This is a genomic window from Mesorhizobium sp. M4B.F.Ca.ET.089.01.1.1 (genome assembly GCF_004022605.1).
Taxonomy (GTDB): domain Bacteria; phylum Pseudomonadota; class Alphaproteobacteria; order Rhizobiales; family Rhizobiaceae; genus Mesorhizobium; species Mesorhizobium abyssinicae.
This window is the reverse complement of record NZ_RZOS01000226.1, coordinates 1-9162: the sequence shown is the minus strand read 5'-3', so window position 1 is coordinate 9162 and position 9162 is coordinate 1. Positions and strand designations below refer to the sequence as shown.

Below are 9162 nucleotides of genomic sequence, written 5' to 3'. Positions count from 1 at the left end.
GCCGGTGGCGCAGCATGTCCGCGCCCTGATGCGGCGCAGCGGCGTCAGCCATATTGCGAGAGGGCCGCGCCAGGCGACACGCGCCAACAGCGCTGGCCTGACCCAGCGCCAGATGGAGGTGCTGCAGCTGATCGAGCGCGGCTTCTCCAACAAGCGGATAGCCGAGCATCTGACCATCTCGCCGAAGACGGTCGATCACCATGTCTCGGCGGTGCTGGGCAAGCTGGACGCGGTCTCGCGCGGCGAGGCGTCCGCCGCCGCGCGCGCTTCAGGACTGGTGTGATCGCGAACGGCCGCGCTGCCCCTCATCCGGCCCTTCGGGCCACCTTCTCCCCGTTTCACGGGGAGAAGGAAGGTCGCCTTGTTCTGACGCAATTCCGGGCGGAAAACCGCTTCACACTTTTCCTGGAATTGCTCTCAAGCGAACGCGCCGTGGCAGTGCTTGTATTTCTTGCCGGAGCCGCAGGGGCAGGCCTCGTTGCGGCCGATCTTGCCCCAGGTGGCGGGGTTGTTCGGGTCGCGGTCCTCCGCCGCGACGATCGCATTGGATTCCTGGCGCACCAGGAGCGCCGTCTCGCCGCCCTGGAAGTCGTCCTCGCCAGTCGTGCCGTCGATATGGCTGCCGAACATGTCGGGCGCCTCGGGCGGCGGCGCTTCGGCGGCCTGGCGGACCAGCTCGACACGCATCAGCTGCGCGGTGACGGCCTGACGCAGATTGCCGAGCATGCCCTGGAACAGCTCGAAGGCTTCGCCCTTGTATTCCTGCAGCGGATCGCGCTGGGCGTAGCCGCGGAAGCCGACGACCGAACGCAGATGGTCGAGATTGACGATGTGCTCGCGCCAGAGGTGGTCCAGCGTCTGCAGCACCACCGAGCGTTCGACATAGCTCATCACGTCGGGGCCGAAACGCTCGGCGCGTTCCTTGGCGGCCGTCTCGGCGGCGGCGGTGATGCGCTCGCGGATGTCGTCCTCGGCGATGCCTTCTTCCTTGGCCCACTCCTCGACCGGCAGGTCGAGGTTGAGGAACTCGGCCACTTCGGCCTTGAGGCCGGCGACATTCCACTGCTCGGCATAGGCGTTTTCGGGAATGTTCTTGGCGACGATCTCCTCGATGACGCCGTCGCGCATCTCGGCGACCGTTTCCGACAGGCCTTCGCCGTCCATCAGCTCGATGCGCTGCTCGAACACCACCTTGCGCTGGTCGTTGGAGACGTCGTCATATTTCAACAGGTTCTTGCGGATGTCGAAGTTGCGCGCCTCGACCTTCTTCTGCGCTTTTTCCAGCGCCTTGTTGATCCAGGGATGGATGATCGCCTCGTCTTCCTTGAGGCCGAGCTTCTGCAGCATGCCGTCCATGCGCTCGGATCCGAAGATGCGCATCAGGTCGTCCTGCAGGGACAGGAAGAATTTCGAACGGCCAGGATCGCCCTGGCGGCCGGAGCGGCCGCGAAGCTGGTTGTCGATGCGGCGCGATTCATGGCGCTCGGTGGCGAGCACGTAGAGGCCGCCGGCGGCGAGCGCCTTTTCCTTCAGGCGGGCGACGTCGTCGCGGATTGCCTTTTCCTTGGCCTCGCGCTCCGGCCCTTCCGGCAGGTCGCCGAGCTCCTCGGCGATGCGCATTTCGGCGTTGCCGCCGAGCTGGATGTCGGTGCCGCGGCCGGCCATGTTGGTGGCGATGGTGATGGCGCCGGGCTTGCCGGCCTGGGCGACGATGGCCGCCTCGCGCTCGTGGTGGCGGGCATTGAGCACTTCGAAACTCTTGAAGCCGTCCTTGCGCAGGCGCTCGGCGAGCTGCTCGGATTTCTCGATCGAGGTGGTGCCGACCAGGATCGGCTGGCCCTTGTCGCGCGCTTCCTTGATCTCCTTGACGATCGCCTTGTACTTCTCGTCGACGGTCCGGTAGACCTCGTCGTCCTCGTCCTTGCGCACGACCGGCAGGTTGGTCGGGATCTCGGTGACCTCGAGATTGTAGATGTTGCCGAACTCCTCGGCCTCGGTCAGCGCCGTGCCGGTCATGCCGGCGAGCTTGTCGTAGAGGCGGAAATAGTTCTGGAAGGTGACGGACGCCAGCGTCTGGTTCTCCGGCTGGATCGCCACGTGCTCCTTGGCCTCGAGCGCCTGGTGCAGGCCTTCAGAATAGCGGCGGCCGGGCATCATGCGTCCGGTGAACTCGTCGATGATGACGATCTCGCCGTTGCGCACGATATAGTCCTTGTCGCGCTGGAACAGCTGGTGCGCCTTGAGCGCATTGTTGACATGGTGGACGATGGCGACGTTCTCGACGTCGTAAAGCGACTCGCCCTTCAGAAGGCCGGCGTCGCGCAGCATGTTCTCGAGCTTCTCGGTGCCCTCCTCGGTGAAGATCGAGGTCTTCTGCTTCTCGTCGATCTCGTAGTCGGCCGGGCCGAGCTTGAGCATGAAGGCGTCGATGGTGTTGTACATCTCCGAACGGTCCTCGAGCGGACCGGAGATGATCAGCGGCGTGCGCGCCTCGTCGACCAGGATGGAATCGACTTCGTCGACGATGGCGTAGCTGTGACCGCGCTGCACCATCTGCGCGCGCTCGTATTTCATGTTGTCGCGCAGATAGTCGAAGCCGAGCTCGTTGTTGGTGGCGTAGGTGACGTCGGCGGCGTAGGCGGCGCGACGCTCCTCGTCGGAAAGGCCGTGGACGATGACGCCGACGGTGAGGCCGAGGAACTTGTAGATGCGGCCCATCCATTCGGAGTCGCGGGTGGCGAGGTAGTCGTTGACGGTGACGACGTGGACGCCCTTGCCGGCGAGCGCATTGAGATAGACGGGCAGGGTGCCGACCAGGGTCTTGCCCTCGCCGGTGCGCATCTCGGCGATGCCGCCATTGTGCAGCACCATGCCGCCGATCAGCTGCACGTCGAAAGGACGCAGGCCGAGCACGCGGCGCGCGGCCTCGCGCACAGTGGCGAAGGCCGGGATCAAGAGATCATCGAGCGAGGCGCCATTGGCGATATCCTGGCGGAACTTTTCCGTGCGGCCGCGAAGCTCGACGTCGGAAAGCGCCCGCATCTCGTTTTCCATGGCATTGATGGCCTCGACCCGCGGCCGGGTCGCCTTCACCCGGCGATCGTTGGAGGAGCCGAAAACCTTACGGGCGAGACCGCCGAGACTGACCATCCAATGGCCCTTTCGATAGCATTCTTAATCGTTGCGACAGGCACCGGGCGGCCCCATCAAATCCGCGTGAAACGCGGACAAACGCAAAAAGCGCCCGGAAAACGGTTCTGGACGCAAAGTCGTTGGACAGATAAGAGGGGGCTCAAACGATGTCAACGCCGCGCTGGTCCTGCCGACCGCGCCAAATTCCGCCACAATCTGGCCGATCTGAAGCCATTCAGCCCAAGCAATCCCCACCGGAGTTAATCTTGATGACCTTATCGTTCCGCCGTGCGTCGCTCGCCAGCCTTGGCCTGGCATTCGGACTGTCGGCTCTGTCGCTGTCGCCGCTGATGGCGCAGGAAACCGCCCCGGCCCAGCCGGCTGCCCCGGCCGCGGCCGCCAAGCCGGTCGATCCGAACGCCGTGGTCGCGACGATCAACGGCCAGCCGCTGACCGAGGCGGACCTTGGGCTTGCGGAAGGCGAGCTGTCGCAGCAGTTCCAGCAACTGCCGCCGGAACAGCGCCGCGCGGCCGCCCTTTCGGCGGCCATAGAGATCCGCGTCATGGCGGCCCAGGCGGTCGCCACCGGCCTCGACAAGGATGCCGACTTCCAGCGCCGCATGGCGTTCCTGCAGCAGCGCGCGCTGCATGGCGAGATGGTCGAGAAGGGCGTCGTCAACAAGGTGACCGACGCCGAGATTCGCGCCCGCTACGACCAGGAGATCGCCAACACGCCGCCGGTCAACGAGGTGCACGCCCGTCACATCCTCGTGAAGACCAAGGAAGAGGCAGAGGCGATCATCAAGCAGCTCGACGGCGGCGCCGATTTCCAGAAGCTTGCCAACGAGCACACCAGCGATCCGAGCGGCAAGTCCAACGGCGGCGATCTCGGCTGGTTCGGACCGGGGCAGATGGTTCCCGAGTTCGACAAGGCGGCGTTCGCGCTCGAGGTCGGCAAATACACCAAGGAGCCGGTGCAGTCGCAGTTCGGCTGGCACGTCATCAAGCTCGAGGACAAGCGCGCCAAGCAGCCGCCGGCCTTCGAGGAGGTCAAGGACCAGGCCAAGCAGGCCGTCATCCGCGACAAGTATTTCGCGCTGGTGAAGCAGCTGCGCGCCGACGCCAAGGTCGAGATCCCCGACGCCAACCTGAAGAAGGCGGTCGAGACGATCGAAAGCGGCAAGTAAGGCCCGCGACAGCTCATCAGTCTTGCGAAGGGCGCCGTTCGGCGCCCTTTTCTTTTGCGGCATGGAAACAAGCGTGTCGTGCCGGCAGCCCGAGCCCGGCGGCTCAGCGCTTGGCGGAAATGCCGGAGATCACATAGCGGACGGCAGTGCGCAGCGTCGCCTGGTCCTCGTCGAGCCGGTTGGTAAGAAGGTGCCTCCAGGCATAGGAGGCGATGAGGTCGGCGACGATGCCGGCATCGACTTCGGGCGCGACCTCGCCGCGCGCCTTGGCGCGCTCGATCACCTGGCCGGTGTGGGCGCGGCGTCCGGTCGCGTAGCCGGCCAGGGCCGCCGCAGCGTGGCTATCCGACTGCGCCTCGGCGATCAGCGATCTGAACACATTGCCCGACGCTGTCAGGCGCCAGTGCGCGAACAGGTTCTTCAGGAAGCCGACAAGATCGTCCTCGAGATTGCCGGTGTCGGGGACGTCGACCCGCTTCTGCCGCTGGTAGACGTCGAGCAGCAGGGCGGCCTTGCTCGGCCACCAGCGATAGATGGTCGGCTTGCCGGCCCGCGCCCGGCGCGCCACCGCCTCGATCGAGAAGCCGGAATAGCCGGCCTCCGCCAGCACCGCCTCGGCGGCGTCGAGAATGGCGTCGGCGCTGTCGGGATTGCGCCTGGCGCCGATCGATTTGCGCCCGGTTCCGGCGGCCTCGCCCATCTGCCTTGTCCTTGCCGATATGTCTTGCCCGCAGGATACAAGGCTTCTCGGTGAAACGATACGGCCCGTTCCGGGGCCTCCCCAAATGCGCGGCCTTGCAGGCGTGCGGAGCGGGTTGGCGCGGCCGGCAGGAGCGACGAAAACGCCCTTGCGCCGGCGCGTCGTATCGGGCAAACCGGCCTTCCCCAGCGTTTCCGCCGCCCGAGGTCCTCATGTCCGCAACGATTTCGCCGCTCGCGCCGAAGAAATATCCAAAAATGCCCGCGATCGAGGGCGTGCGCATCGCCACCGCCGAGGCGGGGCTCAAATACAAGAACCGCACCGACCTCCTGGCCATGGTCTTCGATCCGGGCACCGCCGTCGCCGGGGTGTTCACCAAGTCGAAATGCCCGTCGGCGCCGGTCGATTTCTGCCGGCAGAACCTCGGCGCCGGCAAGGCGCGCGTGCTGGTGGTCAATTCCGGCAACGCCAATGCCTTCACCGGCAAGAAGGGCCGCGCGTCAACGGCGCTGACCGGCGAGGCGGCGGCCAAGGCCGCCGGATGCGCGACGAGCGAGGTGTTCCTGGCCTCCACCGGCGTCATCGGCGAGCCGCTCGACACGGCCAGGTTCAGCCATCTGCTCGCCGGGCTGGTCAAGGACGGCAAGCCCGACCTGTGGACCGAGGCGGCCAAGGCCATCATGACGACCGACACCTATCCGAAGGTGGCGACGGCGACGGTGAAGCTCGGCGACGCCGACGTCACCATCAACGGCATCGCCAAGGGCGCCGGCATGATCGCGCCCGACATGGCGACCATGCTCTCCTTCATCGCCACCGACGCGCCGATCGCCGCACCCGTGCTGCAGGATCTGTTGTCGCGCGGCACCGCCAAGACCTTCAACGCGGTCACCGTCGACAGCGACACCTCGACCAGCGACACGCTGCTGCTGTTCGCCACCGGCGCCGCTGCCAAGCGCGGCGCGGCCGCGATCAGCGATGCCAAGGACGCGCGGCTCGGCGCCTTCCGCCGTGCGCTCGGCAAGGTGCTGAAGACGCTGGCGCTGCAGGTGGTGCGCGACGGCGAGGGCGCGCGCAAGCAGGTCGAAGTCACCGTTACCGGCGCCAAGTCGGCCCGTTCGGCCAAGCGCATCGCGCTGTCGATCGCCAATTCGCCGCTGGTCAAGACGGCCGTCGCCGGCGAGGACGCCAATTGGGGCCGCGTCGTCATGGCGGTCGGCAAGGCCGGCGAGCCCGCCGACCGCGACCTTTTGTCGATCTGGTTCGGCGACAACAGGCTGGCGCATGAGGGCGAGCGCGATCCGGCCTATTCCGAGGAAGCGACCTCGGCCTATATGAAGCGCGACGATATCCGCATCCGCGCCGATATCGGCATCGGCCGCGGCAAGGCGACGGTGTGGACGTGCGACCTCACCAAGGAATATGTCGCCATCAACGGCGATTACCGGAGCTGAGGGCGTTGGTGTCCAGACATCCGGCAAGCATGCTCGCGACCGTCCGCCGCTACGAGGCGGCCGGTTTCCGCGCCTGGCCGGCGGCCGCCGTCCATTATGACGGCACCTGGGTGGTACGGCTGACGGCCGGGCATCCGGCCAAGCGGCTGAACTCCGTCAATCCGCTCGACCCCGGCGACACCCAGCACATCGCCGAGCGCATCGGCCGCGCCAGCCGGCGTTTTGACGCCTATGGCCGGCCGCTGACGTTCCGCATATCGCCGCTGTCAGGCCCTGTCCTTTCCAGACATCTCGACAGCGAAGGCTGGAGCAGCTTCGACGAATCCCTGGTGATGCGGCTGCCGCTGGCCGACGCCCGGCTCGACACGGCCATGGACCAGATTCCGCTGAAAGACATCAGCCGCTTCATCGGCGCGTCGCTGAAGGTCAGCGGCTCGGACGTGTCGCTCAGGCCAGGCCTGTCGGAGATCATCGGCGCCATCCAGCCCGAGGCCGGGCTGTTCGCGCTCGAGGACGGCAACGAACCGCTGGCGACGCTGATCTGCGTCCATGACGGCGACCTCGCCGGATTGTTCGAGATCGCCACCGACAGATCGGTGCGCAACCAAGGCCACGGCCGCAACCTTATCCTGTCGGCGCTGAAATGGGCGCGGCTGCGCGGCGCGCGGGAGGCCTGGCTGCAGGTCGAAGCGGGCAACGCGCCGGCGCTGGGGCTCTACCGCTCGCTGGGCTTCGAGGAGGTCTACCGCTACCACTATCGTCGGCCGCCCGGCGCATGAGCGAGGTCAAGCCAGCCGGCAAGCGCCTGCTTCTCGTCGCCGCCTGCGCGCTGGTCGACGCCGACGGGCGCGTGTTGCTGGCGCAACGCCCCGAAGGCAAGCAGCTCGCCGGCCTGTGGGAATTCCCGGGCGGCAAGGTCGAGCCCGGTGAAACACCGGAGGAGTGCCTGATCCGAGAACTCCAGGAGGAACTCGGCATCGAAACGGACATCCCCTGTCTCGCGCCGCTCACCTTCGCCAGCCACAGCTACGATGATTTTCACCTGCTGATGCCGCTCTTCGTCTGCCGCCGCTTCCGCGGAATCGCGCAGCCAAAGGAAGGGCAGGGGCTGAAATGGGTGCGGCCGCGCCAGATGCGCGACTATCCGATGCCGCCGGCCGACGCGCCGCTGATCCAGTTCCTCATCGATCTCCTGTGAGAGCCTGGGCGCTGGTTTTAGCCAGCGTTAATGGAAGATTTATCCCGGTGTGGAAAATTGAGGCAAAGCCGGGTCCCGGCCGATTCGCGTGGGGAGCGATTGCATGAGCCTCGACAAAGACTGGGACTCGATCCGGCCGGAGCGCGGCTTTCGCGCCGCCGATGCCGGCATGGGCATATTGCGCATCACGCTTCTGTTCGGCTCGGCCGCGGTGGCGCTCGCCTTGATCGCCGCGCCTTTGCTCGACAGCCAGACGCGGTCGGCCCGCGACGGTTTCGCCGGCGTCGACACGATGAGCACCGGTACGATCGGCCATCGCGACACCTATACGCTGCGCCGCAGCGTCTTGCAGCCTCTGCCCAGTTCGGTCTGCGTGATCCGCAGCGACGGCTCGCGCAGCGGCGAGTGTTGATATAGTTAACAAATTTCCGAGAAACGGCCCGTTTCACCGCCTGTTAAGCTTTTGCCGTTAACCTTTCTTAACAGGTAGGAGCTATGGTCCTGGCAAGAGGGATCGATGACCATGAAAAAGCTTCTGCAACAGTTCGTCCACGACGAGAGAGGCGCGACAGCCATTGAATATGGCCTGATCGCCGCAGTGCTGTCGCTTGCCATCGTCGGCGGCGTCGGCAGGGCAGCCAATGCGATACAGTGGCTGTTCAGCGACACCAACAGCCAGCTCGTCAACGCCTTCGCCCAGCACTGATCGGTCTCAACGCCGCTGCGGGTCTTCCAGGATCGTCTTCAGCGAAACCTTTGCCGAGCCCGGCTTCAGCGGCTTTTGCTGCGAAGCATCGGGCGCCCAGCCTGACAGCCATACAATCGAGAAGCTCGCCCTGATCCGGCCGTCGGGGTCGGAAAACCGTTCCGCGTAGATCTCGGCGGCGCGGGCGAGGAGCCCGCGCGTGCCGGGCCGCCGGCTGCGGTCGACGAGCGCGCTGGTCTCGCCCATGGCTCTGAGGTCGGCGACCAGGTCGAACATAGTGTCGTAGCGGACCGTCACCGTCTCGACATCGGCGACCGGCAGCGCCAGGCCGGCGCGCTGCAGCAGCGCGCCGGCGTCGCGGACATCGGCGAAGGGAATGACGCGCGGGCTGGCGCCGCCGTAGAGCTCGGTCTCGGCGGCGAGCAGGCTCTCGCGCAATTCGGAAAGCGTGCCGGCGCCGGCCAGGGCGCCGAGGAAAAGCCCGTCTGGCCGCAGCGCCCGGCGGATCTGCGCCAGCATGCCGGGAATATCGTTCATCGCCTGCAACGACAGCAGCGAGACAACCAGATCGAGGCTCTCGGCCTCGAACGGCACCGTCTCCAGCGGCGCGACAAGGCCTGCCCTGTCTCCGAGGAAAGCCGCGTCCGCTTCGACGCGCGCGATCTCCGCCGCCTTGCCGCTTTCGGCGAGCACATCCGCTGCCGCCGGCGTCTGGCAAAACAGCGCGGCTGCCTTGCCGAAGCTGCGCTCGACGGCGCCGAGCCGGTCGGCCAGGTCATCGGCGA

10 protein-coding genes are annotated in these 9162 nt (G+C 66.5%); 7 read left to right on the top strand and 3 right to left on the bottom strand.

The window, feature by feature from the left end:
- The coding region (locus tag EN780_RS20325; protein ID WP_133372654.1) for a LuxR C-terminal-related transcriptional regulator at window positions 1-283 on the top strand (283 nt) is incomplete at its 5' end.
- A gap of 134 nt (window positions 284-417) precedes the next feature.
- Here the strand turns inward: EN780_RS20325 and secA are convergent.
- Window positions 418-3150, bottom strand: a complete 2733-nt coding sequence (gene secA, locus EN780_RS20320; RefSeq protein ID WP_127309175.1) for a preprotein translocase subunit SecA — start codon at window positions 3148-3150, stop codon at window positions 418-420.
- A 251-nt stretch (window positions 3151-3401) separates the two neighbouring features.
- Here secA and EN780_RS20315 point away from each other — a divergent pair, with 251 nt between their 5' ends.
- Window positions 3402-4319, top strand: coding sequence for a peptidylprolyl isomerase (locus EN780_RS20315; protein WP_127285211.1), 918 nt, complete (start codon window positions 3402-3404; stop codon window positions 4317-4319).
- 103 nt (window positions 4320-4422) lie between these two features.
- Here the strand turns inward: EN780_RS20315 and EN780_RS20310 are convergent, their stop codons facing one another.
- Window positions 4423-5019 (bottom strand): TetR/AcrR family transcriptional regulator, encoded by a 597-nt coding sequence (locus EN780_RS20310; protein WP_127285207.1) that lies wholly within the window; start codon window positions 5017-5019, stop codon window positions 4423-4425.
- A gap of 212 nt (window positions 5020-5231) precedes the next feature.
- Between EN780_RS20310 and argJ the strand changes: the two genes are divergently transcribed.
- The 5 genes from argJ to EN780_RS20285 all read left to right on the top strand — a co-directional run bounded on the left by argJ (window position 5232) and on the right by EN780_RS20285 (window position 8377).
- Window positions 5232-6473, top strand: coding sequence for a bifunctional glutamate N-acetyltransferase/amino-acid acetyltransferase ArgJ (argJ, locus tag EN780_RS20305; RefSeq protein ID WP_128275116.1), 1242 nt, complete (start codon window positions 5232-5234; stop codon window positions 6471-6473).
- A 29-nt stretch (window positions 6474-6502) separates the two neighbouring features.
- The gene (locus EN780_RS20300; protein WP_127393324.1) at window positions 6503-7252 is read left to right on the top strand and encodes a GNAT family N-acetyltransferase; all 750 of its coding nucleotides are present in this window, start codon (window positions 6503-6505) and stop codon (window positions 7250-7252) included.
- Window positions 7249-7671: a (deoxy)nucleoside triphosphate pyrophosphohydrolase gene (locus EN780_RS20295; protein ID WP_128275115.1), complete on the top strand. Its 423-nt coding sequence runs from the start codon at window positions 7249-7251 to the stop codon at window positions 7669-7671. The genes EN780_RS20300 and EN780_RS20295 overlap by 4 nt, the downstream gene beginning before the upstream one ends.
- A 103-nt stretch (window positions 7672-7774) precedes the next feature.
- Window positions 7775-8083, top strand: a complete 309-nt coding sequence (locus tag EN780_RS20290; protein WP_127285210.1) for a hypothetical protein — start codon at window positions 7775-7777, stop codon at window positions 8081-8083.
- Between the two features lie 105 nt (window positions 8084-8188).
- A complete protein-coding gene (locus EN780_RS20285) occupies window positions 8189-8377 on the top strand; it encodes a Flp family type IVb pilin (protein WP_127309173.1) in 189 nt (62 codons plus the stop codon).
- A gap of 6 nt (window positions 8378-8383) precedes the next feature.
- Here the strand turns inward: EN780_RS20285 and EN780_RS20280 are convergent.
- Window positions 8384-9162, bottom strand: a 779-nt coding sequence (locus EN780_RS20280) for a methyltransferase domain-containing protein (RefSeq protein ID WP_128275114.1), incomplete at its 5' end; no start/stop codon positions are given.

Excerpts from the sequence above, each read along its gene's own strand:
- EN780_RS20285 (WP_127309173.1), top strand. The coding sequence starts at position 8,189 with ATGACCATGAAAAAGCTTCTGCAACAGTTCGTCCACGACGAGAGAGGC.
- argJ (WP_128275116.1), top strand. The coding sequence starts at position 5,232 with ATGTCCGCAACGATTTCGCCGCTCGCGCCGAAGAAATATCCAAAAATG.
- secA (WP_127309175.1), bottom strand. The coding sequence starts at position 3,150 with ATGGTCAGTCTCGGCGGTCTCGCCCGTAAGGTTTTCGGCTCCTCCAAC.
- EN780_RS20315 (WP_127285211.1), top strand. The coding sequence starts at position 3,402 with ATGACCTTATCGTTCCGCCGTGCGTCGCTCGCCAGCCTTGGCCTGGCA.
- EN780_RS20300 (WP_127393324.1), top strand. The coding sequence starts at position 6,503 with ATGCTCGCGACCGTCCGCCGCTACGAGGCGGCCGGTTTCCGCGCCTGG.
- EN780_RS20310 (WP_127285207.1), bottom strand. The coding sequence starts at position 5,019 with ATGGGCGAGGCCGCCGGAACCGGGCGCAAATCGATCGGCGCCAGGCGC.
- EN780_RS20290 (WP_127285210.1), top strand. The coding sequence starts at position 7,775 with ATGAGCCTCGACAAAGACTGGGACTCGATCCGGCCGGAGCGCGGCTTT.
- EN780_RS20295 (WP_128275115.1), top strand. The coding sequence starts at position 7,249 with ATGAGCGAGGTCAAGCCAGCCGGCAAGCGCCTGCTTCTCGTCGCCGCC.